Below are 26,888 nucleotides of genomic sequence, written 5' to 3'. Positions count from 1 at the left end.
ACGAATGGAGTGAGACGATGGAAAGAGGAAAAATCGAAGAAAGATCACTATATAGCGAAGCACTCCAACAAGAAGTGTCGCTACTAGTCTATCTTCCAGCTACTTATTCACCTTTATATAAATATTCACTATTGATAGCTTCAGACGGGAAAGATTACTTTCAGCTAGGCCGTATTTCTCGTGTAGTCGATGAATTATTGCATGAAGAAGAAATTGAAAACTTGATTGTTGTAGGCGTTCCTTATGAAAACGTAAAAGATCGACGGTCGAAATACCATCCAAATGGTGATCAAAACAAAGCTTACATGAGATTTCTGGCACAGGAGCTTGTACCTTATTTGGATGAACAGTTTCCAACCTATCAAATTGGCATGGGTAGAGGATTAATTGGTGATTCATTAGCAGCAACGGTCTCCTTAATGACGGCATGTTCATATCCCCATACATTCGGAAAAGTAATTCTGCACTCTCCTTATGTAAACGATGCTGTTTTAGAAACTGTGAAAAATACTTCGGCGACTCATTTCAGCATTGATCATGTAATCGGTCTTGATGAAACAGCTGTTGCTACAGGTGATGGTGTCGAAAAGAACTTTTTAGAAGACAACCGCGAATTATCAACACTATTTGAAGACAAAGGATTCACCTATCGTTATGAAGAACAATCTGGTGGACATACATGGAAGACATGGCAAAAAGATATGAATCGGGCAATCTTGATGAATTATACGAAATAGACAAATTATTTGGTATACTAATAAAAGAACCATAAGATATGGAGGGATCGACTATGAAATTCGGTATCGTTGCATTTCCATCAAAAGCAGTTCAAGATTTTGCGAATTCATATCGAAAGCGATATGACCCACATTATGCGTTGATCACACCGCATATGACTTTAAAAGGCGTATTTGAAGCAGATGATCAAGAAATTAAAACAATTGCAGCTAAAGTGGCTAAGGTGGCTGCTTCTCAAAAACCATTTAAATTAAATACTACGGGTATCAGCTCTTTCGCTCCTGTAACCAACGCCATCTATTTCAAAGTGGAACCAACGGAAGAATTAGTATCGTTGCATAAGAAATTAACGGAAGTGGACTACCAAGATTCTGAGCAATATGCTTTTGTGCCTCATATTACAATTGCTCAAAAAATGACGTCTAGTGAACATGACGATATCTATCCACAACTTAAAATGATTGGTGCAAAGTTTGAAGAAGTCATTGATCGAATTCATTTGTTGTATCAATTGGATGATGGTTCTTGGACGGTTCACGAAACTTTCCGCTTAAGTGGAGAATAATTCATGATTGTTGCTCACAAAGTTCAGTCAAAAAAACACTATGAAGATGCACTTTCTGTGCGTAGAACAGTTTTTATCGAAGAGCAAGCTGTTCCGCCGGATTTAGAAGTAGATGAGTTCGAAGACAGTGCTGTTCATTTTGTGGCTTATGATGAATTGCGCCCTATAGGTGCAGGTAGATTTCGTTTATTACCAGATGCTATCGCGAAAGTTGAACGCATATGCGTATTGCCAGACTATCGCGGGAAACATATCGGGAATTCGCTAATGGATGAAATTGAAAAAGAAGCGAAATTGCAAGGGTGCCGTCAGTTAAAGTTGAACTCTCAGACTTCTGCGATTCCTTTCTATGAAAAACGCCACTATACCATTTCATCTCCAGAATTTATGGATGCCGGTATTCCCCACAAAACGATGATAAAAGAAATCGATTAAAAAAAGTAGGTACTCCTCGGTTATTTCGAGTGAGCGCCTACTTTTTTGTGTGCTAAATTTGAAAATAGTTTCCATAATATAACTTCGGTAGAACAAATATGGATTTGGGTAGAATAAATCTCAGTTTCGGTAGAAGAAAGTATGTTTTCGGTAGAAGAACGACCGCTCAGTTCGCAAACAAAAAACCGGCATACACCCAAATTGGTGTATGCCGGCGTTCTCCACATCTAAAAAGAAATCGAGTTGCGCCTCCTAGAAATCCCGCAAGAAGCCATCGCAACCCATGAAGCAGAGAGCGCTTCACGGGCCACGCTGTCATCTTGCACTATTTCTGAACAGTCGGCTCCACATCTTAAAGTAAAGTTGAGTGGAATGGAGGGGTTGACTCCAGTGGGATCAAAGTCTGCCGTGAGATCCCGCAGGAGCCTTTTTTTATAGTCCTGGAATAAATGTCGTTGCTAGACCCAAATATATTAAAATACTAATAATATCATTGATTGTTGTAATGAATGGACCAGAGGCAACGGCTGGGTCAATCTTCATGCGGTGAATCAACAGCGGAATAAAAGAGCCTGCGATTGTAGCAACTAAGATTGAAGATGAGATTGCTGCTCCTACAAGTAGCCCAATCAAAATATCCCCTTTCCAGAAATACACTAACAACACGACAACAATTCCACTGATTACACCCGTAATCAAGCCAGTCCCCGCTTCCCGGAATAACAACTTTAATTTTGATTGTTCTTCAATATCACCTGTCGCAATACCTCGAACCGCAACGGCCAGAGCTTGTGTCCCACTATTACCAGCCATTCCAGCAATTAATGGAATAAAAACAGCAAGCAGGGCAACTTGATCTAAAGTCGCTTCAAACATACCGATAATATTTGCAGTAAACATCCCTAAAAACAAAAGAATTATAAGCCAAGGTAAGCGTTTTTTGGCAGCTTGTAATGGATTTTTATCAAACGTGTCCATATCTGAAACAGCCGCTAACTTCGAGTAGTCATCCGATGCTTCTTCATCTAAAACATCAATAATATCATCGACTGTGATAATTCCTAATAAGTAACCACGATGATCGACGACTGGTAGTGCAAGGAAGTCATAATCTTTCATCATTCGCGCGACTTCTTCTTGGTCTTCTGTGACCGGCACACTTACAACTCGTTCGTTGGCAATGTCTTTGATTAACGTATCTTCATCTGAAATAATCAAATCACGTAGCGAAATAACTCCCGTTAAAAAATGGTCATCATTCACGACGAACAAGTAATAAATCGTCTCAGCGTCTGGAGCTTCTCTTCGTAAGATTGTCATGGCCGATCGGACGGTAGACGATTCAGGAATCGCAACGTATTCCGTTGTCATGATAGAACCGGCCGTATATTCATCGTAGTGGAGTAAATCTTTAATTTCTTGTGCGGATTCCGCATCCATCATACTTAAATAGCTTACAACTTGCTCTTTATCCAGTTCATTTAACACGTCAACGGCATTATCGGCATACATGTGAGACAGCATGTCAGCAGCATAGGAAGGTTCCATCTCTTCAAGCAACTCTTGATAGTCGTCATCATCAAAATTGTTGGCCTCGAAAATTTCTGCTACTTCTTCTGGTGATAGAAAATGAAAAATTTGTTTGCGAATTTCTGGATCGACTTTATCAAAAAATACAGATTGGTCATAGGGGTGCAAATCCATAAATTCATCGCGAAATAAATCAATCTGATCGTTTTGTAAGTAATCGAGTAGCCGTTGTTGTTGAAGTTCTAGCACTTGTTCTTTTGTTTCTTCATTCATAACACATGTCCCCTTTCGAGTATGTGGGTAAAGTCATCGGGCAGAGGACATTCGATGACGAAATCAGTTCTCGTTATTGGATGTGTAAACGATAGTGAGTGAGCATGAAGAGCATGGCGCGGAATGAGCCGTAGGGACCCTCCATACAAATCATCACCAGCTAGAGGACATCCAATATGGGCCATATGAACGCGAATCTGGTGCGTTCTCCCGGTCCACAAATAGAGTTCTACATACGCATAATCTTGAGTTTCAACTCGAAATGTACGAATGAAATCATAGCTTGTACGTGCTGTTTTTCCATCATCTGAAATACAGCGCTTAATGATGGAGTGATCTTCTCGCCCAATCTTAGCCGTAATCTCTCCTGAAAGTGGAATAGGAATTCCTTCCACTACTGCGCGATAGCGTTTTTGAATAGCTCCACGCTGCATTGCCTCACTCAACAGATGATGGGCATGACGATGCTTGGCGATTAGCACAAGACCCGTCGTATCTTTATCTAGACGAGTGACCATATGGACTGTAGTTTTGTAATTTTGTTGTTTGTAATACCCCGCAATACGATTCGCCAGTGAATCGTTTGGATGATCTTTTGAAGGAATGGCGGGTAAACCGGATGGCTTGTTTACAATCAAAATGTGATCATCCTCGTAAAGAATGGTAAGCTCTTTTTGTACCGGAATGAGTCCGTCGCTCAGCTCTTCTTCAGGGAAAATGACTTCAATTTGATCACCATCACGGATGATTGTTCGCACTGTTTTCTCTTCGCCATTCACTACTAGCTTTCCTCCACTATATTTGATGGCAGTCAAAGCACGTTTTGAAATGCCGTGCATTTTTATTACTTCCCGCAAGTAGGTATCTTCGCCTGCGTGGAGGAACTGATAGCTAAAATTAGTCTTCATGATCCGCATCGATAAAGGAATCGTGGACTCTCTTCCAAAACGGGAAAGGACGGAAACGGGCGAAACGTACTTTCTCGTCTGCCACACGGTAACTGATAGAAGATACGTCTTTATGAAGCAATTGAAGATGGTCAACAGTCACCATGAAATCAACGGCTTTCACTGGTTTAAGTGTGCATGTATGGTGTTTTGGCAAGACGAGCGGTGAGCCGACTGTACGGAACACTCGGTTGTTAATCGAAGCAATTTCCGATAACTGAATCGCTTCTAAAGAGGGATGCACAATGGCTCCCCCTAAAGCTTTATTGTATGCAGTAGAACCGGATGGTGTGGACATACAAAGACCATCTCCGCGGAATGTCTCAAAGTGCATTTCGTTTAAAAACACATCCATCACTAGCGTCACATCTGGTGATTTCACAGTGGACTCGTTTAATGCCAAATACGTGGCAGGGTCTTCACTGGACTGGTAGTCGACCGTCACTTCAAGAAGGGGGTATTCGATAAATTTAAATTCTTCTTTTGCGATACTGATAACCAGCTTTTCAATTTCTGTAGGCTTCCAATCTGCATAAAAGCCAAGATGTCCTGTGTGAAGCCCAACGAAGGCGACTTGTGATGAGCTAGAGCGGTATTTATGGAAAGCGTGAAGCAATGTACCATCTCCACCAATGGATAACACGATATCTGGTTGATTTTCATCATACTCTAGTTCAAAGCTTTTCAAGTAGCGCATGGCCGTGTCACGTAGTTCGTTTGACAAAGCGTCGCCTCTTGACTGTATGGCAAACTTCATTCTGACTCCTCCCTCTTCCGCTCTTTCCAGCCTAGCGTGGACTGTTCTTTGTATTCTGTAAAGTAAACTTGCGCCTCTTGAATTTCATTTCGTATCAAGGACATTTCTTCATCTAATCGAAATGCCGCTTCTGCTGCCGATTGAAGACGACTTTTTATATTTTCAGGGAAGTCCCCTTTGTATTTGTAGTTTAATGAATGCTCTATAGATGCCCAAAAGTTCATAGCAAGAGTTCGAATTTGAATCTCTGCAAGTATCTTTTGTTCTCCATGCATTGTTTGAACAGGATATTCAACAATCAGGTGATAGGATCTGTACCCACTTTGCTTTTTGTTTGAAATATAATCCCGTTCTTCTACGACTCGCATGTCATGTCGTTTACTAATCAATTCTACAACATGTTCAATGTCATCTACGAATTGACACATTAACCGAACACCTGCAATGTCTGGGATCTCAGCCGCAAGTTGCTCGGACGGAACAAACGGGATGCGCTTTTCTAATGTTTTGTCATATATACTTGCGAGCGGTTTCAAGCGACCTGTCACAAATTCGATTGGTGAGGTGGCATTATGTACCGTATAATGTGCGCGTATTCCTTTTAATTTTACCTTCAATTCATTAACCGCTTGTTTATAAGGGTCTAGAAATTGCTCCCATTGTCCCACGCGTCACACCCCCCTCTAGTTTTGTTGTACGTAAAATTGTTGAAATGTCTTTTCAACTTCCTCTACAAAGCGATGACCATAATTTTCATTTCCTTCAATTGAATACAAGAGAGATGTCAGCTCTTCAAAAAAGTGAGTGAGCTCTATTGTAAACTCTCCATTGGTTACAAAAACAGGAGCGGGTTCTTTGCTGACTAAACTTAGCGCTCCCCAGTCTTTATGGTCGAAGTGCAAATAGCAGTATTCGTCCCCTGCTTCTAATAAGTATACAAAACTCATACGATCTGTATCTGTTATCATGCGCCCACTTGCTGAATGGCTCGCAGTTAAATAATCGGTAGTTACTGTCCATTTAGATTGTTCATGCATAACTGCTAATACGTTTAGTGTTTCCAATTCAAACACCCTTTCTGCTTACTATAGGCTTATTTTAGCATACTCTATGAAACTAGCGGTATAATGGTTGTAAGAGGTGATCAAATGGAAATGCATAACGAAATTGAATTTAAAACGATGCTGACGGAACAGGAGTATACGCATTTACTTAGCTCTTATTCGTTCACATCTTACACTCAATTCAATGACTATTTGGACACAACAACCGGCAGCTTTTCAAAGCAAAAAAAGGGCCTCCGTATCCGGACAAAAAATGGTCAGTATGAAGTAACTGTAAAAACGCCAACTACTGAACTCGAAACACTCGAACAGAACTGGTCCCTATCTAAAAAGCAATACGAAGAATTTAAGCAGACAGGAGACTTATCGTATCTTCACGAACAATTTTCAGAACCGTTACAATCAATCGGATCTATGGAGACACTGCGCCATGAAATGCCTTATAAGAGTGGCGTCATCATGGTCGACTTTTCCAAATTTCTACATACACACGATTATGAGCTTGAATTTGAAGTGCCTGTCATTCAAGACGGAGAGCGTGAATTTCATGCGTTTTTACAAGAACATTCTATTCCTTATCGACCTGCAAAAAAGAAGCTAGTTCGCATGAAAGAAGCTATGACTAGGGTCTAATGTTTGAGAAAACAGTACTAGGTTGGTAGAATAGACAGACAGTACTAATAAAAGGAGTTTCACCAATGACCAACAAACCGATACTTCCCTATGACCAAATTGGGGCTGAAAAATTGTCTCAACTGATTGATGTTTTTTATGGATATGTCGGTCAACATCCATTATTGAAACCCATTTTTCCAGATGATCTGACTGAGACGGCAAGAAAACAAAAACAATTTATGACCCAATACCTTGGTGGCCCAGATTTATATACAAACGAGCATGGACACCCTATGATGCGTATGCGCCACAATCCATTCCCGATTACACCTGAACGTGCTGAAGCATGGCTACTGTGTATGGAGAGAGCAATGGATGATGTCGGCCTTGAAGGACCTTTTCGTGACCAATATTATAAGAGACTCGTTTTGACTGCACATCATATGGTCAATACACCAAGTGATAAGGAGGATGTGCTGTGACAAAATCTCAGCCAAATTTCGAGCAGACTGCTACAAGTTGTATGCAACGCCCGCTTGAAATTTATGCATTTCTCGATCCTTTGTGCCCAGATTCCTGGCGTTTTCAATTGACGCTCAAACGTTTACAAATTGATTATGGTCATTATTTTAGTCTTCGTGTGATTTTAAGCACCAATCTATCGAAGCTGAATTCAGGAAATGTTTGCACGGCCCCTATCCAATCTGACCAGCCAATCATGGAAATTGAACATCCTGTTCTTCCAAGCATTGCTGTAAAAGCTGCAGAATTTCAGGGAAAACGTGTAGCTAACCGATTTTTATCGAACTTACAAGAAGCTTATTTTGTATACAGACAAAATGTAAATTCGCTAACTACGCTAAAAGGAATTGCACAAGACTCTGCAATTGATGTAAAAGAATTTTTACAAGATATTCGGTCTACTGAATGTGCAAAATCGTTTCAAAGTGATCTTTCCATCTCTTGTGAAATGGAAATCGATCAATTTCCATCCATTGTTGTCTTTAATGAAAACATCGAAGACGAAGGCATTAAAATTTCCGGCACTTATTCCTATGAAATTTATGAGCACATCTTATCGGAACTTGTAGGAGATTCTATTACCAAACAAGATCCTCCAGAAGTAGAAAACTTATTAGACCAATTTATATCGCTATCTTCTAAAGAGATTGCTATATATTACAATATGCATGAGAAACAAGTAGAATATGAGATGAAAAAGAAATATCTTCAACGTGAAGTCGATCGTGTAGTAGTTGGAGGTATTACGAAGTGGAAATCATTAAAATAGGAAAAAGACCTTGTTCAACCTACCGTTGACAAGGTCTTTTTCTACTTACAAAGGGGATGGGAGAAATGTTCACGTTAAACAAAGGGGTGTATGTTTTATGTGAATTATTTCACATCCTTAATTTATCATGGTTGTCCGTACATTTCAATCGATGTGAAGGGTATTTCACAATATCGTCAAAATGAAAACCCTTTCTTGTAGAAAGGGTCTCTTTTTTACTGATTTGCAAGCAATTTTTCAAGCTCACTTAATTTTTCTTCAAATACTTTACATGCATCTTCAACAGCTTTTGAACTAGTCATATCTACTCCAGCAGCTTTTAATACTTCAATTGGATAATCTGATGATCCAGCTTTTAAGAAGTTATTGATATAACGATCGACTGCGGGTTGGCCTTCTTCAAGAATTTGCTTGCTCAGTGCAGTTGCAGCACTAAGGCCTGTCGCGTACTGGTAAACATAATAGTTGTAGTAGAAATGAGGAATTCTAGCCCATTCTAAGCCGATTTCTTCATCTACCACCATATCGTCTCCAAAATATTTCTTGTTAAGGGCATAATACTCTTCTGTCAGTTTCTCCGCTGTTAACGGAACGCCCTGTTGATCCAACTCATGGATAAGGTGCTCGAATTCAGCAAACATCGTTTGACGGAAGATTGTCCCACGGAATCCTTCCAACCAGTGGTTCAACAAGTAAATCTTTTTCTTCGGATCATCTATTGTCTTTAATAAGTAATCATTCAATAGTGCTTCATTAGTTGTAGAAGCCACTTCTGCCACAAAGATAGAATAATCTCCATATGCATAAGGTTGCTCTTGACGTGAGTAATAGGAATGCATGCTATGCCCAAACTCATGCGCAAGTGTGAACAGGTTATTCACGTTATTTTGCCAGTTCATCAAAATGTAAGGGTTCGTCCCATATGCACCTGATGAGTATGCACCAGACCGCTTTCCTTTTGTCTCTTCTACGTCCACCCAGCGATCTTTAAGACCTTGTTTGACGATAGACACATAGTCCTCACCAAGTGGCGCAAAACTCTCTACCATCGTTTGTGCGGCTTCTTCATAGCTGTACTCCATTTCAACTTCTTTTACAAGAGGTGCAAACAGGTCATACATATGCAACTCGTCTAACCCCATTACTTGCTTGCGAAGTTTTACATAGCGGTGCAACAAATGCACATTGTCATTGATTGTCGATACTAAATTGTCATAAACAGTCTCTGGAATATGATTACTTGCCATAGCAGCAGCGCGAGCATTTTTATAATTTCGAATAGACGCTTGAACGTTATCGCCTTTAATGTTGCCTGAAAGGATTGAAGCAAATGTATTTTTGAACTGGCCATAAGTGGCATACATCGCTTTAAACGCCTCTTCACGCACTCGTTGATCTTTACTTTCTAAAAAGCGCATGTAGCGACCATGTGTCAGTTGAACTTCCTTACCGTTTTCATCTTTGACCACTGGGAATTCGAGGTCGGCATTGTTTAGCTTCCCAAAAGTATCTGCCGAGGCAGCACTAACTTCTGCAAATTTTGAAACTAGCTCTTCTTGTTCTTTCGATAAAACATGTGGACGTTGCTTTGCAATTTCATCAAGTAGCTGTTTGTATAGCTGCAACTCTTCGTGTTCTTGCAAATACTGCGCCACTTTTTCATCGGACAATTCAAGAAGCTCAGGAACAAAATAAGAGAGTGCTGTCAATACTTTTACATATAGCGATTTAATACGGCTCTCCATAGCCTGTGATGAGTTGTTTGCTGTGTCCTCATCATGACGCATGTGCGCGTATGTGTAGAGGATGCGTAAGCGCATAGATAACTCGTCTCGATACGTAAGTGCATCGAATAGTTTATCTGCTCCATCACTAAGCGTCCCTTGGAAAGACGTAGCTTTTTCAGCCAAAGTAGATACTGCTTTATATTCGGCTTCCCACTCTTCGTTTGTTGCAAAAATATCTTCAAGTTTCCATGTTTTTTCAACAGGGACATCTTTTCTAAGTAAAACGTTTGATTCTGACATTTGCTGTTCCCTCCTTAGCATACTTTCCTATTTTCTCAATCTTTTGAACGTTTTGCAACTATCTGAAAACTATACCATTGCGAAATATAGCAGGTTTTACTGGATGATTTAGAAAATGGCCGGTGTGGCAAATGATTTGCTTTTAGAAAGGATGAATAGGTTTCTATTAATTGAAGATTCCTTGTCGTGTGCAACGTGTGATCAGATAAACTAAATAAAAAATCATCAGCTGTTCCCTCTCTACATGTCACTAAGAAATTGACATACGCAAACTGCCAGTAGATATCTGGTCCAAGTGAATGAGGAAGCATACATGGGAGACCAATATAAGTAGGGAAAGTTGCTTCTGTTTTTCTCCATTTGGTGATCAAGAAATGAAAACGTTTATCTTTTGAAAACGAAAATAAGAATGCCTCCCTTCTCATCTTTTCATAATTCTTTTTTAACAAATAGAGTACTTTTTGAGGTTTTGGTTGTATCACCTTTGGTTGACTAATATAAGAAAGCGGGGAATTCCCTTGGAGTTCTATCCGTTCACAAACAGCATAGTCTCCTGTATAGAATTCATACAAAATTAGTTGATGAAGTGTGGCGGTTTTTACACAAAGAAACGTTATCGATTTACTTCCATTCATGTGTGTAAAAATGCCGGCTTGAAGAAATTTTGAGAGTTTAACGTAGGAGAAATCTGTGAGGTTTTTGGGAAGAAAATCTGCGTGTAAAATCCATCGGCACTGATAGCCAAGCGAAAGATACCCTGCTGTGCGCAATTGTAATTGTTCAGCTGAGATTTTACTACACTGGAATTCAAAGATCATGGGGATTGGAGATTGTAGACAGACATCTGCTCGTTGAACAATTGTAGGGATGTAGAATTCAAGGTGGACGTCATGAAAATGGGTGCGTAATGCAGAATAAATAAGGGACTTACCTGTGAGGTGATTTTGAGTTTCACGTTGTGAAGCAGCACTGTTCGTGCATGATACATCATGTGCAAAGTGTGCGACTTTTACCGATCCTCTTTTTAATGTTAGGCGCTGCTCACACTCCGGGCAATAATACTCTCTCCTTGGTAGCTGATGAATAGCTTGTTGCGACATTTCATAAAGGCATATAATTGAGCCTTCTGAAGTGATTGCAGTAAACATAAATCCTCTCCTTTCATGTACTGCTCACACTATAGCACATCCAAAAGAAAAAACCTCCTAAAAAGGAGGTTAAAAGTGTTTGGATAGTTGCTTGAATACGTCTTCTTCTAAAATCGTTTTAGCATATTCTTCTAGAACATGAATTGTTACAGATGCAACTGAAGCATATTCGACTACAATGCTTTCAAGATTTAATTTGTATTCATCCACATCATCTTCATTGAAAGTTAATGCCAAATAGTAGTGCCCTTCATAGAAAAATAACTTTGAAGACAATAGTTCATCTTGTAAGCGTCTTGCTAGTGGGAGTAGATCATCAAATTCTGCGAATCGATAGAGTACGGATTGTCCCTTATCATAAAGCTCTTCATCAGAAAGTAAATCCTGATCAAATAGGTTTTCTGACTCACCCATCAATTTTGCAAGGGGTGCTGGATAATCTGCCGGTTTACCGTCTTGTGCAATATCTGGTTTTGTAACGACGACTTCAATACCTTTATCTACAGCATGTACTTGAATCCATAATGGACCTTCAAAATCAAAAGGATTGATTTCTTCAACTTCATCCATCATTTCCCAGAAAAGTTGTTCACTTTTCTCTCTGCTAAACCAAATCTCATCTGGGTTGAATCCACGTTCTTCAATGTCGATGTATGAAATGTAAATTTTCAAAGTAGTGTCATTAATACGTTCGTAATTCATTCTACACATCTCCTCTCTGGTTCAACCGCGTCCTGCTTATTTCTATTGTATGACGAATAGCTTTGAATTGAAAGTGTTCCGCTTGATGAAAAAGGTACAAAGAAGGAGTTGATCGACTAGCAATCAACTCCTTCCATCTTTGATTAGTTTACCATGCGCTGTGCTTCTAGCAACTGATAAGCACGCACTTTGCGTGGTAAAAATCGTCTGATTTCATCTTCATTATAGCCAACCTGTAAGCGTTTCTCATCGATAATAATTGGACGACGTAAAAGTCCAGGATGATCTTTGATCAACTCATAAAGGCGTTGAAGTGGTAAACTGTCCAAATCAACATTTAATTTTTGGAAGATTTTCGAACGTGTCGAAATAATTTCGTCTGTTCCATCCTCAGTCATTCGAAGAATCTCCTTAATCTCAGCTATCGTTAAAGGTTCGGAGAAAATATTGCGCTCTGTATACGGAATTTCATGTTCCTCCAACCATGCCTTTGCTTTGCGGCAAGACGTACAGCTTGGAGAAGTATAGAGGGTCACCATCATCTGATTACACGCCCTTTCAGAAATTTATAAGTGTGTTACATTCTTTAAATTAGAATAACTCTAAATAACAACTTGTAGTTTTAGTATACATCAATTTTCTTTGATTTTAAACCCTAAATTTAAAATAATTTTATGTACTAATTGTGACTATACATAGTTACAAGGTGTAATACCAGTTTACCCAGCATAAGCTAATTATAAACATAATTCGTCTTACTAAATAGAAAAAATCATTCTCATTTAGAGCTGATCCATTGAAAATTGCTGTTCTATATATAGTAGTACGCATAACTAACACAAAAGGTTGCATAAAATATAAAATAATTGATTGATAAATTTGAAAAACCAGCAGTTACTCTAGATAGTCTAGAGCACTACTGGCATTTGTTTACTCTTTTCGCATTACTATGGAGTGTAATCTACATTAGGTGTATACGAGTTACCTGCGTTCCATAATAGAAATTCATCAATTCCTGCCTCGTTCAATGCACGAATTTGATCTTCCACTTCCTGTTTGCCATACACTTTATAATTCCCCGCACCTAAATACGAAGCGGTGAAATCTTGGATCCATGGCCTTGAAGTCGGAGGATTTTCTAATTCCGCAAGTTTTGCATTTTCAACTTTCGCATACTCTTGCACTAAACGGTAAGGCTCTAAATCTGGTTTCGCAATCCCAAAATACGATGTCCAGTGGCTTGGATAAATCATAGATGAAATAACATCCACGTTATCGGAGATTTTAGAGAAATTTTGACCGATTCCAGGTGCTTCCGGTAATGTTGCAGAATAACCAAATATATCTACTGAAACTTCTACATCATAAGGCTTCAGTTTCTCCCGTGCATATGCAACAAAGTCGGTTACTGCTTGTACCCTGCTCTGAACGTCATCTAAACCAGATGTAGCATAATCTCCTTGAGAATAGTTCAAACTTTCCCAACGATTCTCAAACCCCTCTGGAAAACGAACATAATCAAATTGAATTTCTTTATACCCCATCTCAGCAGCTTCAATCGCTATTTCCACATTATAATCCCATACTTCTTGTAAGAATGGGTTTACAAACGCTTCCCCACGGCGATTCTTCCATACAGACGAACCTTCTTGGAATGACCATTCCGGTTTACGTTCTGCAAGTTCCGTATCTTTGAATACTACTACTCGTGCAATCGGATAGATTTGCTTCTCTTCCATAATTTCAAGAACGCCTCTCATATCCTTCACAAACGGTTTTCCAATGTCGTAGGCAGCGAGTGGGCTATCTTCTTCTGGTATGTACGTTAAATTGCCAAAATCATCTTTGACATCAATCACCATCGCGTTAAGGTCTGTTGAGTCAAGAAGGTCAACAAGACGTGAAAAGCGTTCTCCACCTGCTGAGTGGCCTGTGACATAAATTCCTCGAACAGCATCTGGATAGTCAAAAGTTAAACCTGATGAAAATCGAAATAACGCAGAAGCTTCTAAAACTTCTTCATCAATCGTTGAATATGTAAATTGTTTTCCCATGAAAGGTTCTCTTTCATCCTCAGCAAACGTGGATGACGGTGCTAAAAGGCTAGTTGTTAATAGAACACTGGTCGCAAGAGCTATCATTCGATACGATCTCATGTATACATCTTCCTTTCTATGTTAAGTGTACCAATTGTTTTACTGTGTGAAAAGACTGAATATAGACATTGCATGACTGTTCGAAGTAAGCTATACTTTTGTCAAATAACTATGCGATGATGAAGAAGAGTACTTTAGATCCTAAACTTCAGAGAGGCTGTGGGTGGTGTGAGCAGCTGTTTAGACTAAACGAATGGGCTTCAGAGCTGATGTATAATCCGGTTCACCCCGTTAGCAGTGACAAAGCGACCATAGAATCTCTATGGTAATTTGGGTGGTACCGCGGATTTAAGCATCATTCGTCCCTATTTAGGGAGAATGGTGCTTTTATTTATGGAAAAAAAGGAGCGAATCAGTATGAAACGAATTTTTTCAGGAGTACAACCAACCGGAACTGTAACATTAGGGAATTACATCGGCGCGTTCCGACAGTTTATTGACTTGCAAAATGAATATGACTGTATCTTTTGCGTCGTTGACCAACATGCCATAACCGTACAACAAGATCCTAAAGAATTAAGAGACAATATACGCTCACTAGCTGCCCTTTATTTGGCTGTTGGACTTGACCCAGACAAAGTGACTTTATTTATTCAATCAGAGGTACCAGCGCACGCGCAAGCTGGTTGGATCATGCAATGCATCTCAAGCATCGGTGAACTTGAGCGCATGACACAATTTAAAGACAAGTCAGCAGGTAAAGAAGCTGTCTCTGCATCTTTGTTAACATACCCACCACTGATGGCAGCAGATATCTTATTGTATAAGACAGATATAGTTCCCGTTGGTGATGACCAAAAACAACACATCGAGTTGACACGGGATCTTGCAGAGAGATTCAATAAACGGTATAAAAAAGTGCTAAAATTACCTGAAATTCAGTTACCTAAACATGGTGCACGAATTAAATCACTACAAGAACCCACTCGGAAGATGAGTAAATCGGATGAAAATCAGAAAGCTACTATGCGGTTACTGGATACACCTAAGCAAATTGAGAAAAAGATTAAGAGTGCTGTAACAGATTCTGAAGGCAAAGTATATTATGACGTAGAAAACAAACCAGGAGTGTCAAACTTACTAGCAATTGAGGCATCTCTCTCTGGTACATCAATTGACCAGGTCGTAGAAAAGTATCAAGACAGCCAGTACGGAGAATTTAAAGCAGGTGTTGCGAAAGTAGTCATAGATCATCTTGCACCGATTCAAGAGCGCTACCACGCACTTATTGAGTCAACTGAACTTGATGAAATTTTAGATAAAGGTGCTGAAAAGGCTAATCGTATTGCTATCGCTACTCTTCGGGAGATGGAGAATGCGATGGGCTTAGGGCGAATGAGAGTATAAGTATAAATAGAAGACAACCGATAAGCAGCTTGAACTCAAGTGATAAAAAATCATTTCGAGAACAAGCTGTTTTTTTAATCCTATCGTTATGTAATTTGTCATTAGAAGAAGCTGTGCAAGAAGAAATACCCCTATGAAATAACAACTACAAAACAGAAAAAACCACATAGTATTCCCCTTTCCTTTCACTATATGAAAAAAAGACCCTTTACAGAAGAATCTGTAAAGGGCCTTGGCGTGAATTATTTCACTGGAGCATCAGCAGTAAGTTCGATGTCGATTAAATCGAAATCTGTTTCATAGCTGAAGTCATAGTTTTTAACGCGATCGTTAATTGGAAGTAACTCATATCGGAACTGCATTGGGATTACAGCAGAAACTTCATGCATGTATTCTTGCCACTCACGGAATTTACTTGCACGGAAATCAGCATCAAGAGCTTCTACAGAGTCGATAGCTTGTAGTAAGCCTTCTAGCTCTTCAGACGTATAACGGCTGAAGTTGTAAACTGCAGTTTCAGAATATAATCCTGATGGAGATGGGTTTGTACCAGTACCCCATGCACCCATGAAGATATCGATTTCTGGATCGTCAGCTTGTACTTTGTCGTAGAATGTGTTGAACTCGATTAGACGACCAGTTGCAAGTTGCACATCAAGACCAACTTCTTGCCAGTTTTGTAGGTAGTAGTTGATTACTTGTTCTTGAGTCTCGTCACCAGACATAGCTGCTAACATGATTTCAAGTTTTTCACCGTTTGGATCTTCACGTAGTCCGTCGCCGTCTACGTCTTCGTAACCAGCGTCATCAAGAATTTGGTTCGCCATTTCTGGGTCATACACGTATCCTTCAAGTGATGGATCGTGGAATGAAGCAAATACTGGTGGAATTAGAGAATTCGCACGCTCACGAAGACCGAAGTAGAATACTTCAGATACTTGTTCGATATCTAATGCGTAACCCATAGCTTTACGAAGCTCTATGTCACCCATTTTTGAACCTTCAATATCAGTTTCAACTAAGTTTGTATCGTAGTTGAATTTCCCAAGCTTGAAACCAAGGTACGAGTAGTAAAGTTCTTCACGACCAAGAAGAGTAATGTTTTCAAGGTCTTTTACATTTTCATAAGCACTTGTTGGGAATGACATAGCTAAGTCATACTCACCAGTCTCCATTGCTTTTGCAGCAGATGCTGATGGTACAGTTTGGATGACAACGCCATCTAACTTCGCTTCGCCAGCCCAGTAATTTTCGTTACGGACGAATGATACAGACTCACCAGGTACGATGCGATCAAATTTGAATGCACCAAGTGTAACTGGGTTTACGCGAACTGCTTCAGACTCTAAAAGCTCTGCTACAGGAATATCACCAACGATGTGGCTTGGCTCTGCGTATGTCCAAAGACCATCTCCACCTGAGTAGATAGCTGGAGATACTTTGTTGAATTGAATTTCTACAGTTTTCTCGTCAACGATTGTAATACCAGAGATTGTATCAGCTTCACCAGCATTGTACTCAACAGCACCTACGATATTTTGGAAATCAGCATCGTAACGTACACCAGCATAATCTGGGTGACCGATGATCAAGTATGGTTGCACGATGTCTTCAGCTTTTAACGGTTCGCCATCAGACCATAATGTATCTTGATTGATTGTGATTGTTGCTTTGTTGTTGTCTCCATCAACTTCGATAGAAGCAATTCCATCGTTTGTCAATAAGAAGTCACCATCAGTTTTGAAAAGTGAGTTACTTGACCAAGAAAGAATATCTGCATCATATGCATCTTCATATAATGTATAAGAGAAGATTCCTTGGAATGGTGAATCATTTACTAATGCAACCTTTAAAGTTCCACCTTCAATTGCGTCACCTTCGTTTTCAAGTACAGTTGGGAATAAATCTTCAGTAGATTCTGCGCCCTCTTCAGTGCCTTCTTCAGTACCTTCTTCAGAAGTACCTGGCTCTTCGCTTGGAGTTGCTTCTTCTTCGTTGTTACATGCTGCTAAGAACAACATGAATGCAACTAGCAACGCAAGTATAGCTAAAAGCTTCTTATTCATTCGTTTTCCTCCTTTTTATACTCTCTTTTTATATCAAACGATGTACGTTTAATATCACCCTAAGCGCTGACGCGCATCTGCCGAACGGCGTATTGCCTGTCCAACATAGTTAATTGCCAACATTAGTAATAAAATTAATAATGAAGCTGGCAACCAGTTCCACCATGCATTTTCTAAAATAAATGGATCATTAGCATACGCAACGAGCGTCCCAAGAGATGGTGTTGATGGTGGCAACCCAAATCCTAGATACGATAATCCTGTCTCAAGACCAACATTTCCAGCAAAGTTTAACGTCATTTCAACAATTAGAATGGACGATAAGTTCGGCATCATTTCTTTAAAAATAATGACAGAGTCACTTGTTCCCATTGTTTTAGAGGCGTTGATATAATCGCGGCGACTTTCTGTTAAAGCTTTACTACGTACGAGACGTGCAGTTCCTACCCACAAGAAGACACTCATGATTAGAACGAAAGTTACTACTGTATATTTTGGAACGATAGAAATGAATACAATAATGATCATCAATGATGGAATCGTAATGAAGAAATCAATGATTCGCATGAAGATGTTATCAATCCATCCACCGAAATACCCTGTGATTAAACCAATTGCTATACCAACAATACCAGTAATCAAAGTTACTGAGATGGCAATTGTAATCGAATTACGCGCTCCAATAATGAGTTGGCCTAATATATCTCGGCCTCCTTTATCTGCGCCTAGCCAAAAGTCACTACCTGGTGGTGCCATTTGATCTCGTAAACTGATTCGCATCAACTGCGTTTGATCAATCATAAATGACCAAATATAAATTGTAGTAATCAAAACAATTAAGAAAATCAATGATGTCATTGCTAGTTTATCTTTAGAAAACTCACGCCAGATTACTTGAAATCCAGTAGGTGGCGCGGCTGCAGGTGTTTTTTTCTCTACATCAATAGTCTGTTTTTCAGCCATCGTTCGAATCCTCCTTTTCCATTATGTTTGTCAATCAATCCGGATACGTGGGTCAACAATACTCATGATGATATCGGATAGTAGACTTCCCAATAATGTTAAGAATCCGAAAAGCAATACCAGTGTTGTAATTACACTATAGTCACGACCGTTGATTGCCTGTACAAACAATTGGCCCATTCCTTGGTAACCGAAAATCGTTTCAATGAAGATCGATCCACCTAAAAGGTTTGTTATTGTAAATCCAAGGAATGCTGCGATTGGTAACAATGAGTTACGGAAGATGTGTCGTGAATAAACTTTATTATTTGGAATACCTTTTGCTCGCGCAGTGCGAACATAATCCATTGTTTTGGAGTCAATGATTTCCGTACGTAGATACTGAATGACACCCGTTGTTCCTAATACTGCGAAGACCATCGCTGGTAACAGTAAGTGATAAATCTTACTTAGTACATATCCAAAGGTTCCAGGGTCAGCACCTATACTAACTGTACCACTTGTCGGGAACCAACCTAGTTCGTATCCGAAGAAGAATACTGAGATTAAACCGAGTACAAATGTTGGAATCGCATAAACGATAAAGCTGTAGAATACGATTGATTTATCAAGAATAGTATCTTGATAGCGCCCCGCCAGTACCCCTAGAGGAATAGCTAATAGATACAATAGGCCAACACTCACTAACGATAACCAGAACGTATTAAGTGCTCGTGCACCAATCAGTGTTGAAACTGGTTGGTTAAACGTATAAGAACGCCCAAAGTCTCCTTGGAAGGCATTCCCCATCCAATTAATATATTGGATGTACCACGGATCATAAAAACCAGCCGCTTGGCGCAGTTGCTCAACACGAGCCGGATCTGTTTCAGGTGTGATCAAACCAGTAAAGGGATCACCAGGCATGAATTTTGCCATGATGAAGATTAATAAACTTAGTACAAACAACTGAGGAATCATGACGAGAAATCGTCGTACTACCGTTTTCCACATAGTTAGTTGCCCCCCTGTTCTGCTGCTGTCATCGCCACTTGGTGCGTGTCAGAGATTGGGCGTAAATCAAATACTCGACCATTTTCATCGAAATATTTTTTGTTTTCTGTATGATAGTTCGCTTCCACACGTTGGCGCTCAATTTTACGCTCATCGCGTGTAGAAGGATCAATGTTTGGAATTGCAGATAATAAACGTTTCGTATAGATGTGTTGTGGGTCCCCGTATATTTCATCACGAGTTCCTGTTTCTACGAATCGACCTTTATACATGATGTTGATTTCGTCACACATATGTTTAACGACACCAAGGTCGTGAGAGATAAACAAATAAGTAAGACCTAGTTCTTGTTGGATATCTTTCATGAAGTTCAGTACTTGCGCTTGAACAGAGAGGTCAAGTGCTGATACTGGCTCATCTGCAATAATTAATTTAGGGTTTGTCGCAATTGCACGGGCAATTCCGATACGTTGCTTCTGACCACCTGAGAATTCATGTGGGTACTTCAACTTCACATCTTCAGGCATCCCGACGATAGCAAGCAGTTCGTTAATACGACGACGTTCCTCATCAGGCGATAATTTTAAGAAGTTACGAATTGGTTCAGCTAAAATTTCTGATACACGTTTACGTGGATTTAAGCTAGAATGTGCATCTTGGAAAATCATTTGAATGTCACGATTGTAGGCAGAATTACGTTGTCTGCGAGAGTTCGTTACATCTTTACCTTCATAGATGATTTTTCCAGAAGTAATTTTTTCTAATCCGATAATAGACTTTCCAGTTGTGGATTTCCCACAGCCCGATTCGCCTACTAGACCATATGTCTTGCCTTGTTCAAATTCCATGTTAATGCCGTCAACAGCAAGAACGTGATCTTGAATGGTGTTAAAGAATCCTCCGCGAATCGGATAGTGTACACGAAGGTCTTGTATCTGCATGAAACTCATTCGATGATACCTCCCATTTCCTCTTCACTCTGGAAGTAAAAATGTTGCCAGCAGGTACATCTCACAAAGTGTCCTGGTGCAATCTCATGAAGCTTTGGATCTGCTTCGTGTGCTTCGGCTGGAATCCACGGGATACGTGGAGCAAAACGACAGCCTTCACGCGGTAAGTTAATTAGAGAAGGGACAAGTCCTTGAATGACTTGCAGTCTATCTTCTGTACTGTGCGCTTGTGGTATTGAGTTTAATAAAGAACGTGTATATGGATGCTTTGGATTATTGAACAATTCATTTACTGGTGCTTCTTCAATTACTTGACCTGCATACATAACCGCTACACGGTGAGCGACTTCAGCTACTACACCAAGGTCATGTGTGATCAAGATAATACCAGCGCCAGTTTCTTTCTGTAATTCAATCAAAAGATCTAGAATCTGTGCTTGTATCGTTACGTCTAATGCAGTTGTAGGCTCATCCGCAATAATAATAGATGGCTTACATGCGATTGCGATTGCGATAATAACACGTTGACGCATACCACCAGACAACTGGTGTGGGAATTGACGAGCAGTACGAGTAGGATTTGGAATTCCAACTTGTGCAAGCAATTCAAGTACGCGTGCTTTGCGTTGTTCTTGCGTTAAATCCGTGTGGTAAATCAAGCTTTCTTCGATTTGATCCCCGATTCGCATTAACGGATTCAATGCTGAAAGCGGATCTTGGAAAATCATGCCGATATCATTTCCACGAACTTTGTTCATTTTTTCATCTGAAAGAGCGGCTAAGTTTAAGTCTTTAAATTTAATTTCACCGATTACACGGGTCTTGTTGGAGTTATGTAGTCCAATGATTGAAGTGGCAAGTGTGCTTTTCCCACATCCTGACTCTCCTACAATTGCAAGAATTTCATTTTTACGAAGTGTTAGGGAAACTCCATCCACTGCGTTGTAATATTTATCCTTGATGCTGAAGCCCGTATGTAAATCTGAGATGGTTAATAGTTCTGATGCGTTATTCAACCTACTGCTCCTCTCAAGTTTCACTAAGATGTTTTTACTAAGTTGATATTTCAAAGTTTCTATTTTTCAGTTAATTGTTCACCTAGATGTAAATTCTATTACAGAATTATTACAGTGACAATAAGTTTTTTGGCTCATTTCATAATTTCGAGCATTCTAGTTATTTAGAAAACTTTGTAAACCTTAGAGAGACAAGGGTTTGCGCAAAATACAATATTGGGAAAATTTTTTTAAGAAATGAGTAATGATTCATTCCATATGCGCCTTATGGCATAGTGTAATGATTTAGCGCTACAACTCACTAAAGTATTGTAGAATTAAACAAAGCTGCTGATAAATTATCAGCAGCTTTTATTATTTCGCAATATAATTAATATTTTTTCAAAACTAAACTTGCATTGTGACCACCAAATCCAAGTGAATTTGAAATGGCTGCATAAACTGTTTTCTCACGTGCTTCATTTGGGATATAATCCAAATCTAATTCAGGATCTGGAGATTGTAAATTTATTGTAGGAGGAAGAATTCCTTCTTTGAGAGCTAACGCCGTAAAAATCGCTTCCACCCCTCCTGCTGCACCTAATAAATGACCAGTCATTGATTTTGTAGAGCTTATTGCTAGCTTATGCGCATGGTGACCAAATACAGATTTGATAGCTTGTGTTTCAAATAAGTCATTGTAAGGCGTGCTTGTACCATGTGCATTAATGTACCCTACTTCATCAAGAGACACCTGCGCATCATTTATCGCTTGTTTCATTGCTCTAGCGGCACCCTCGCCTTCAGGTGCTGGAGCTGTAATGTGATGTGCATCTCCAGTTGAGCCGTACCCAGCAACTTCAGCATAAATCTTTGCTCCACGTGCAAGTGCATGCTCTAATTCTTCTAAAATGACTATTCCTGCACCTTCTCCGATAACAAAACCGTCACGGTTCGAATCAAATGGACGTGAAGCTGTAGAAGGGTCTGGATTCGTAGTCAGAGCGGTATTTGCACAGAATCCTGCCACTGCCATATTGGTGATAGGTGCCTCTGCTCCACCTGTAATCATAATGTCCGCATCTCCACGCTGGATAACTTTAAACGCATCTCCTATAGAGTTTGTTCCAGACGCACAAGCTGTCACAGAACAGGAATTGATTCCTTTTGCACCAAAATAAATTGACACTTGACCTGAAGCCATATCCGGGATCATCATCGGTACGAAAAACGGACTTACACGTCGAACACCTTTGTCTAAAAACGTCCGGAATTGACTTTCATATGTTTCCATCCCACCGATTCCAGAGCCGATCCAGACACCTGTTCGTAGCCCAGTACTTTCATCTAGCTCCAAATTTGCATCTCTCATTGCTTCTATAGAAGCGGCAAGTGCATAATGTGTGAAGCGGTCCATCTTGCGAGCTTCTTTCTTTTCAATAAAGTCTTCTATAGAGAAGCCTTTTACCTCTGCAGCTACTTTTGCAGGAAATTGATCTGCATCTAGTCGTGTAAGTGGTCCGACTCCAGATCTACCAGCCTTAATCCCTTCCCACGTTTCAACTGCTGTATTTCCAAGAGGCGTCACGGCACCTATTCCTGTAATTACTACTCGTCTACCCAATTCAATCCCTCATTTCAAGTTATTTTCCCCAACGCAATGCAATGGCGCCCCAAGTTAAACCGCCACCAAAACCTACCATGACGACGACATCTCCATCTTTGATTTTGCCTTGTTTTAGTTCATAGTCAAGCGATAGAGGTATGGAAGCCGCAGAAGTGTTTCCATACAAATGAATAGTTTTGGACATCTTCTCTTCCGGTAAATCTAATCGTTCTCGAGCAGCTTCCATAATACGAATGTTTGCTTGGTGTGGAATCAAGAAATCAACATCCTCTTTTGTGAGTCCTGCTTTCTCAATCACATTGACTGCTGACTCACCCATTTGACGAACTGCAAATTTAAATACTTCACGTCCGTTCATTTGAATATGGTCACCTTGTTGAGATAAATGTTTGCCTCCACTTCCATCCGAACCAAGTTCGAATGATAAAACTCCGTTCCCTTCTGTAACTGGCCCAAGGACGACCGCTCCAGCCCCATCTCCAAACAGAACTGCTGTCGTGCGATCTTCCCAATTTATAATCTTAGATAGCTTTTCAACGCCTACAATCAAAACATGTTTATAGACATTTGTTTGAATGAACTGAGAACCTGTAATTAATGCATACATAAATCCAGCACAAGCAGCTGACACATCCATGGAAGCAGCCTTTGTAGCACCTAGTCGGTGTTGTAACATGTTTGCAACCGTTGGAAATGGCTGATCAGGAGTTACTGTAGCCACTAAAATTAAATCAATGTCTGTAGCTTCGACTTGGGCGTTCTGTAATGCTTTCCGTGCTGCTTCATATGCAATATCCGAAGTATCTTGTGACTCATCTGCCAGATGTCGTGCCTCTATTCCTGTCCGTGATTTGATCCATTCGTCTGACGTTTCCATTCGTTCGGCCAAGTCATCATTTGTGACTCGGTTTTCTGGAACGTGGGATCCAATTCCCCATATGCCTACACCCATTTTGTCATCCTCTTTTCTTTACTATCTATTATTAGCACCTGGTCATAATCATATCGAAATCGTGAACATTTATCAACACTCTGCTGATGTTTAGGATGTTTTTTAGGTTTTTCATACATTCGGGAAATAATTTGTGGTATGATTCAAGAAGAAAATTGACTGAGGTGACGACTATGCAATACGTAACAGTTCTCTTTTGGTCACTAATTTTAGTGACAATGTTAAATTATGTAGTAAGCGCTGTAATTAATGTAGACTTCGTTTTGTCGAATGGTCTTATTATGGGTGTTGTCATGGCAGTAGCTATCATTTTAATTGATGCTTTGCTTCCGAAGATGCCTAAAAATGCTCATCATTAATTGGTGATGTGGTTAGAAAATAAAAACAGTATTTTCTCTTGGTTTTAATCAGGAGAAGATACTGTTTTTTTATCTCTTATATTAGAGCTTAGAATGATCGTTCAATGAGCGTGCAGGGGGAGCGTTCCGCGGGCGCGGGCTGAGCCAAGGTCTCAGCTTCCGCTTTTAATCCCGCTGGAGTCACCCCTACACTCTTTAGTTGAATTGTAGACTTACACTAAATCTGAAAATCAGTTCTTCATTCACAATTTTAAACAGAAAGTTGAAGCTGACCATCTTCAATTGACAGTTTGATTGTTTGGCCTGGTACTACTTCTGCACGGATGAGCTGTTTGGCTACTTGAGTCTCTATATTGCGCTGTATAAATCGTTTCAGTGGTCTTGCCCCGTACGCAGCATCTACCCCTTGTTCAACAATCCACTTATAAACAGAATCATCGACTTCCAGCTCAATTTCTTGTTGATGGAGTTTTACAGCGAGTTCTTTCATATATTTAGCTGCAATTTTCTCAAAGTGCTCATTGCCAAGAGCATGGAACATCACAATATCATCCATCCGATTTAACAGTTCCGGTTTAAAGTGTTGGCGAAGTGCTTGCATGACCAAATCGTGATGATGTTGATCCACATCGGTTTTTGTTTCAATTAAATAAGAGGAACCAATGTTCGACGTCAAGATAACAATTGTGTTCGAAAAATCGACGAGACGTCCTTGGCTATCGGTGATACGGCCATCGTCTAAAATCTGGAGTAGAATATTCGCTACATCAGGATGAGCTTTTTCTATTTCGTCAAGTAACACGACGGAATAAGGATTTCTTCGAACAGCTTCTGTTAACTGCCCCCCTTCTTCGTATCCGATATAGCCAGGAGGCGCTCCCACTAATCTTGATACGCTATGCTTCTCCATATACTCTGACATGTCAATTCGAATGAAATGTTGTTCCGAATCAAATAATTGTGCAGCGAGCGTTTTGGCTAACTCTGTCTTTCCAACGCCAGTTGGCCCTAAGAACAAGAAAGATCCAATTGGTTTGTGCGCATCTTTAATTCCTGCACGCGCACGGAGAACAGATTCTGAAACGTACTGAATGGCTTGTTCCTGCCCTACAACGCGTTCAGCTAAGATTTCTTCTAACCGTAATAACTTCTCGCGTTCTCCTTCGACAAGTTTTGTGACGGGGATTCCTGTCCATCTTGCTACAATTGAAGCAATTTCTTCTTCGGTTACTTCTTCACGTAGTATGCGTCCTTCAACTGGAGTAGCTTGTTCAAGTGCCGCTACTTCTTTTTCAGCTTCTGGAATTTTCCCATGACGCAGTTCCGCGGCCTTTGTTAGATCGTATGCCGATTCTGCCTCCTCAAGCTCCCTACGCAAGCGGTCCAATGCCTCTCTTTTGCCTTGAACTGCTTTTAATTCTGCCTTTTCGCTTTCCCACTGATTTCTCATTTCCGATGAAGAGGATTCAAGTGCATTTAATTCTTGGCGTAAATTCTGTAGTCTCTTTTGGCTAGCGACATCTTTTTCTTTCATCAATGCTTGTTCTTCAATTTGAAGTTGCATGATTTTACGCGTCACTTCATCGAGTTCTTGTGGCATTGAATCAATTTCTGTTCGAATCATTGCACAGGCTTCGTCAATTAAATCAATCGCTTTATCTGGCATGAAGCGATCCGTAATATAACGATTCGATAACTCTGCAGCTGCTACAATCGCACGATCATGAATGCGCACACCATGATGCAGTTCAAAACGTTCTTTTAACCCACGAAGAATAGAGATGGCATCTTCCACAGTTGGCTCTTTCACTAGAACTTGCTGGAATCTACGCTCTAATGCAGGATCTTTTTCAATGTAAAGTCTGTACTCATCTAGCGTTGTTGCTCCTATACAGTGAAGCTCCCCTCTAGCAAGCATGGGCTTTAACATGTTCCCTGCATCCATCGCACCGTCTGTCTTGCCAGCCCCGACTATCGTATGGAGTTCGTCGATAAAAAGTAAAATAGAGCCTTCGCTATCTTTAACTTGTTTTAAGACAGACTTTAAGCGTTCTTCAAATTCACCTCGGTACTTTGCACCAGCAATTAATGCAGACATGTCGAGTTCATAGATTTCTTTGTCCTTCAATCCTTCAGGTACATCTTTTTTAACAATTCGTTGGGCAAGTCCTTCTACAATCGCTGTTTTCCCTACTCCTGGTTCCCCTATGAGAACTGGATTGTTTTTTGTTTTCCGAGAAAGAATTCGAATCACGTTCCGAATTTCTTGATCGCGGCCAATCACTGGATCCATTTTTCCTTCCTTGGCGTAGCTGACCAAGTTTCTTCCAAACTGCTCTAAAGGTGTTTTGTCATCTGACGGCATTTGATTCATTTGCATCGTAAGTT

At 40.1% G+C, this 26,888-nt stretch carries 26 protein-coding genes and 1 other annotated feature; of the genes, 8 read left to right on the top strand and 18 right to left on the bottom strand.

What is annotated here, in order from left to right:
- Nucleotides 1-17: 17 nt before the first annotated feature.
- The 3 genes from JOD03_RS00680 to JOD03_RS00670 are packed head-to-tail and all read left to right on the top strand — an operon-like array spanning nt 18 to nt 1,738.
- Entirely contained in the window at nt 18-737 is a 720-nt protein-coding gene (locus tag JOD03_RS00680; protein ID WP_204588894.1) for an alpha/beta hydrolase, read from the top strand.
- 53 nt (nt 738-790) lie between these two features.
- Complete coding sequence (locus JOD03_RS00675; RefSeq protein ID WP_204588893.1) at nt 791-1,303, top strand: 2'-5' RNA ligase family protein; 513 nt, start codon at nt 791-793, stop codon at nt 1,301-1,303.
- A 3-nt stretch (nt 1,304-1,306) separates the two neighbouring features.
- Entirely contained in the window at nt 1,307-1,738 is a 432-nt protein-coding gene (locus tag JOD03_RS00670; RefSeq protein ID WP_204588892.1) for a GNAT family N-acetyltransferase, read from the top strand.
- 432 nt (nt 1,739-2,170) lie between these two features.
- Here JOD03_RS00670 and mgtE read toward each other — a convergent pair whose 3' ends face one another.
- The 5 genes from mgtE to JOD03_RS00645 are packed head-to-tail and all read right to left on the bottom strand — an operon-like array spanning nt 2,171 to nt 6,309.
- Entirely contained in the window at nt 2,171-3,541 is a 1,371-nt protein-coding gene (gene mgtE / locus JOD03_RS00665; RefSeq protein ID WP_204588891.1) for a magnesium transporter, read from the bottom strand.
- Nucleotides 3,538-4,449: an RluA family pseudouridine synthase gene (locus JOD03_RS00660; protein ID WP_239584740.1), complete on the bottom strand. Its 912-nt coding sequence runs from the start codon at nt 4,447-4,449 to the stop codon at nt 3,538-3,540. The genes mgtE and JOD03_RS00660 overlap by 4 nt, the downstream gene beginning before the upstream one ends.
- The gene (locus JOD03_RS00655; protein WP_204588889.1) at nt 4,439-5,245 is read right to left on the bottom strand and encodes an NAD kinase; all 807 of its coding nucleotides are present in this window, start codon (nt 5,243-5,245) and stop codon (nt 4,439-4,441) included. Before JOD03_RS00655 ends, JOD03_RS00660 begins: the two co-directional genes overlap by 11 nt.
- A complete protein-coding gene (yjbM, locus tag JOD03_RS00650) occupies nt 5,242-5,913 on the bottom strand; it encodes a GTP diphosphokinase (RefSeq protein ID WP_204588888.1) in 672 nt (223 codons plus the stop codon). The genes JOD03_RS00655 and yjbM overlap by 4 nt, the downstream gene beginning before the upstream one ends.
- A 15-nt stretch (nt 5,914-5,928) precedes the next feature.
- Nucleotides 5,929-6,309, bottom strand: a complete 381-nt coding sequence (locus JOD03_RS00645; protein WP_204588887.1) for a UPF0738 family protein — start codon at nt 6,307-6,309, stop codon at nt 5,929-5,931.
- 84 nt (nt 6,310-6,393) lie between these two features.
- Between JOD03_RS00645 and JOD03_RS00640 the strand changes: the two genes are divergently transcribed.
- The 3 genes from JOD03_RS00640 to JOD03_RS00630 all read left to right on the top strand — a co-directional run bounded on the left by JOD03_RS00640 (nt 6,394) and on the right by JOD03_RS00630 (nt 8,215).
- Nucleotides 6,394-6,942: a CYTH domain-containing protein gene (locus JOD03_RS00640; RefSeq protein ID WP_204588886.1), complete on the top strand. Its 549-nt coding sequence runs from the start codon at nt 6,394-6,396 to the stop codon at nt 6,940-6,942.
- 65 nt (nt 6,943-7,007) lie between these two features.
- Nucleotides 7,008-7,406, top strand: coding sequence for a globin domain-containing protein (locus JOD03_RS00635; protein ID WP_204588885.1), 399 nt, complete (start codon nt 7,008-7,010; stop codon nt 7,404-7,406).
- Nucleotides 7,403-8,215 carry a DsbA family protein gene (locus JOD03_RS00630; protein ID WP_338032413.1) on the top strand — a complete coding sequence of 271 codons (813 nt, stop codon included), beginning with the start codon at nt 7,403-7,405 and terminating at the stop codon, nt 8,213-8,215. The genes JOD03_RS00635 and JOD03_RS00630 overlap by 4 nt, the downstream gene beginning before the upstream one ends.
- Before the next feature lie 215 nt (nt 8,216-8,430).
- Here the strand turns inward: JOD03_RS00630 and pepF are convergent, their stop codons facing one another.
- The 5 genes from pepF to JOD03_RS00605 all read right to left on the bottom strand — a co-directional run bounded on the left by pepF (nt 8,431) and on the right by JOD03_RS00605 (nt 14,248).
- The gene (gene pepF / locus JOD03_RS00625) at nt 8,431-10,242 is read right to left on the bottom strand and encodes an oligoendopeptidase F (RefSeq protein ID WP_204588884.1); all 1,812 of its coding nucleotides are present in this window, start codon (nt 10,240-10,242) and stop codon (nt 8,431-8,433) included.
- 35 nt (nt 10,243-10,277) lie between these two features.
- Complete coding sequence (locus tag JOD03_RS00620; protein ID WP_204588883.1) at nt 10,278-11,390, bottom strand: competence protein CoiA; 1,113 nt, start codon at nt 11,388-11,390, stop codon at nt 10,278-10,280.
- Between the two features lie 69 nt (nt 11,391-11,459).
- The gene (gene mecA / locus JOD03_RS00615; RefSeq protein WP_204588882.1) at nt 11,460-12,092 is read right to left on the bottom strand and encodes an adaptor protein MecA; all 633 of its coding nucleotides are present in this window, start codon (nt 12,090-12,092) and stop codon (nt 11,460-11,462) included.
- Nucleotides 12,093-12,235: 143 nt separating this feature from the next.
- Entirely contained in the window at nt 12,236-12,631 is a 396-nt protein-coding gene (gene spxA / locus JOD03_RS00610; protein WP_133079788.1) for a transcriptional regulator SpxA, read from the bottom strand.
- A 408-nt stretch (nt 12,632-13,039) separates the two neighbouring features.
- The gene (locus JOD03_RS00605) at nt 13,040-14,248 is read right to left on the bottom strand and encodes a putative glycoside hydrolase (protein ID WP_239584739.1); all 1,209 of its coding nucleotides are present in this window, start codon (nt 14,246-14,248) and stop codon (nt 13,040-13,042) included.
- 107 nt (nt 14,249-14,355) lie between these two features.
- Nucleotides 14,356-14,558: a binding site (T-box leader), on the top strand.
- 47 nt (nt 14,559-14,605) lie between these two features.
- On the opposite strand from JOD03_RS00605, the gene trpS reads away from it, so the two are divergent.
- On the top strand, nt 14,606-15,595 hold the full coding sequence (trpS, locus tag JOD03_RS00600) for a tryptophan--tRNA ligase (protein ID WP_204588881.1): 990 nt from the start codon (nt 14,606-14,608) through the stop codon (nt 15,593-15,595).
- 242 nt (nt 15,596-15,837) lie between these two features.
- Here trpS and JOD03_RS00595 read toward each other — a convergent pair whose 3' ends face one another.
- The 7 genes from JOD03_RS00595 to JOD03_RS00565 all read right to left on the bottom strand — a co-directional run bounded on the left by JOD03_RS00595 (nt 15,838) and on the right by JOD03_RS00565 (nt 24,141).
- On the bottom strand, nt 15,838-17,661 hold the full coding sequence (locus JOD03_RS00595; RefSeq protein ID WP_204588880.1) for an oligopeptide ABC transporter substrate-binding protein: 1,824 nt from the start codon (nt 17,659-17,661) through the stop codon (nt 15,838-15,840).
- A 54-nt stretch (nt 17,662-17,715) separates the two neighbouring features.
- Nucleotides 17,716-18,624 carry an ABC transporter permease gene (locus JOD03_RS00590; protein ID WP_204588879.1) on the bottom strand — a complete coding sequence of 303 codons (909 nt, stop codon included), beginning with the start codon at nt 18,622-18,624 and terminating at the stop codon, nt 17,716-17,718.
- Between the two features lie 30 nt (nt 18,625-18,654).
- Nucleotides 18,655-19,617 carry an oligopeptide ABC transporter permease gene (opp4B, locus tag JOD03_RS00585; RefSeq protein ID WP_204588878.1) on the bottom strand — a complete coding sequence of 321 codons (963 nt, stop codon included), beginning with the start codon at nt 19,615-19,617 and terminating at the stop codon, nt 18,655-18,657.
- A gap of 2 nt (nt 19,618-19,619) precedes the next feature.
- Complete coding sequence (locus tag JOD03_RS00580) at nt 19,620-20,567, bottom strand: ABC transporter ATP-binding protein (protein WP_204588877.1); 948 nt, start codon at nt 20,565-20,567, stop codon at nt 19,620-19,622.
- A complete protein-coding gene (locus JOD03_RS00575) occupies nt 20,564-21,583 on the bottom strand; it encodes an ABC transporter ATP-binding protein (protein ID WP_204588876.1) in 1,020 nt (339 codons plus the stop codon). The genes JOD03_RS00580 and JOD03_RS00575 overlap by 4 nt, the downstream gene beginning before the upstream one ends.
- Before the next feature lie 370 nt (nt 21,584-21,953).
- Nucleotides 21,954-23,186, bottom strand: coding sequence for a beta-ketoacyl-ACP synthase II (gene fabF, locus JOD03_RS00570; RefSeq protein ID WP_204588875.1), 1,233 nt, complete (start codon nt 23,184-23,186; stop codon nt 21,954-21,956).
- Between the two features lie 19 nt (nt 23,187-23,205).
- Nucleotides 23,206-24,141, bottom strand: coding sequence for a beta-ketoacyl-ACP synthase III (locus JOD03_RS00565; RefSeq protein ID WP_204588874.1), 936 nt, complete (start codon nt 24,139-24,141; stop codon nt 23,206-23,208).
- A 173-nt stretch (nt 24,142-24,314) separates the two neighbouring features.
- Here JOD03_RS00565 and JOD03_RS00560 point away from each other — a divergent pair, with 173 nt between their 5' ends.
- Nucleotides 24,315-24,500: a YjzD family protein gene (locus JOD03_RS00560; RefSeq protein WP_204588873.1), complete on the top strand. Its 186-nt coding sequence runs from the start codon at nt 24,315-24,317 to the stop codon at nt 24,498-24,500.
- A gap of 250 nt (nt 24,501-24,750) precedes the next feature.
- On the opposite strand, the gene JOD03_RS00555 is transcribed toward JOD03_RS00560, so the two are convergent.
- Nucleotides 24,751-26,880 carry an ATP-dependent Clp protease ATP-binding subunit gene (locus JOD03_RS00555; RefSeq protein ID WP_239584738.1) on the bottom strand — a complete coding sequence of 710 codons (2,130 nt, stop codon included), beginning with the start codon at nt 26,878-26,880 and terminating at the stop codon, nt 24,751-24,753.
- Between the last annotated feature and the right edge of the window lie 8 nt (nt 26,881-26,888).

The organism is Chryseomicrobium aureum, assembly GCF_016909155.1.
Classification (GTDB): Bacteria; Bacillota; Bacilli; order Bacillales_A; family Planococcaceae; genus Chryseomicrobium; species Chryseomicrobium aureum.
Note: the sequence above shows the minus strand (reverse complement) of the source record. Positions and strands in the feature narration are given on the sequence as shown.

Excerpts from the sequence above, each read along its gene's own strand:
- JOD03_RS00680 (WP_204588894.1), top strand. The coding sequence starts at position 18 with ATGGAAAGAGGAAAAATCGAAGAAAGATCACTATATAGCGAAGCACTC.
- JOD03_RS00675 (WP_204588893.1), top strand. The coding sequence starts at position 791 with ATGAAATTCGGTATCGTTGCATTTCCATCAAAAGCAGTTCAAGATTTT.
- JOD03_RS00670 (WP_204588892.1), top strand. The coding sequence starts at position 1,307 with ATGATTGTTGCTCACAAAGTTCAGTCAAAAAAACACTATGAAGATGCA.
- mgtE (WP_204588891.1), bottom strand. The coding sequence starts at position 3,541 with ATGAATGAAGAAACAAAAGAACAAGTGCTAGAACTTCAACAACAACGG.
- JOD03_RS00660 (WP_239584740.1), bottom strand. The coding sequence starts at position 4,449 with ATGAAGACTAATTTTAGCTATCAGTTCCTCCACGCAGGCGAAGATACC.
- JOD03_RS00655 (WP_204588889.1), bottom strand. The coding sequence starts at position 5,245 with ATGAAGTTTGCCATACAGTCAAGAGGCGACGCTTTGTCAAACGAACTA.
- JOD03_RS00640 (WP_204588886.1), top strand. The coding sequence starts at position 6,394 with ATGGAAATGCATAACGAAATTGAATTTAAAACGATGCTGACGGAACAG.
- JOD03_RS00635 (WP_204588885.1), top strand. The coding sequence starts at position 7,008 with ATGACCAACAAACCGATACTTCCCTATGACCAAATTGGGGCTGAAAAA.
- pepF (WP_204588884.1), bottom strand. The coding sequence starts at position 10,242 with ATGTCAGAATCAAACGTTTTACTTAGAAAAGATGTCCCTGTTGAAAAA.
- JOD03_RS00620 (WP_204588883.1), bottom strand. The coding sequence starts at position 11,390 with ATGTTTACTGCAATCACTTCAGAAGGCTCAATTATATGCCTTTATGAA.
- mecA (WP_204588882.1), bottom strand. The coding sequence starts at position 12,092 with ATGAATTACGAACGTATTAATGACACTACTTTGAAAATTTACATTTCA.
- spxA (WP_133079788.1), bottom strand. The coding sequence starts at position 12,631 with ATGGTGACCCTCTATACTTCTCCAAGCTGTACGTCTTGCCGCAAAGCA.
- JOD03_RS00605 (WP_239584739.1), bottom strand. The coding sequence starts at position 14,248 with ATGAGATCGTATCGAATGATAGCTCTTGCGACCAGTGTTCTATTAACA.
- trpS (WP_204588881.1), top strand. The coding sequence starts at position 14,606 with ATGAAACGAATTTTTTCAGGAGTACAACCAACCGGAACTGTAACATTA.
- JOD03_RS00595 (WP_204588880.1), bottom strand. The coding sequence starts at position 17,661 with ATGAATAAGAAGCTTTTAGCTATACTTGCGTTGCTAGTTGCATTCATG.
- JOD03_RS00590 (WP_204588879.1), bottom strand. The coding sequence starts at position 18,624 with ATGGCTGAAAAACAGACTATTGATGTAGAGAAAAAAACACCTGCAGCC.
- opp4B (WP_204588878.1), bottom strand. The coding sequence starts at position 19,617 with ATGTGGAAAACGGTAGTACGACGATTTCTCGTCATGATTCCTCAGTTG.
- JOD03_RS00580 (WP_204588877.1), bottom strand. The coding sequence starts at position 20,567 with ATGAGTTTCATGCAGATACAAGACCTTCGTGTACACTATCCGATTCGC.
- JOD03_RS00565 (WP_204588874.1), bottom strand. The coding sequence starts at position 24,141 with ATGGGTGTAGGCATATGGGGAATTGGATCCCACGTTCCAGAAAACCGA.
- JOD03_RS00560 (WP_204588873.1), top strand. The coding sequence starts at position 24,315 with ATGCAATACGTAACAGTTCTCTTTTGGTCACTAATTTTAGTGACAATG.
- JOD03_RS00555 (WP_239584738.1), bottom strand. The coding sequence starts at position 26,880 with ATGCAAATGAATCAAATGCCGTCAGATGACAAAACACCTTTAGAGCAG.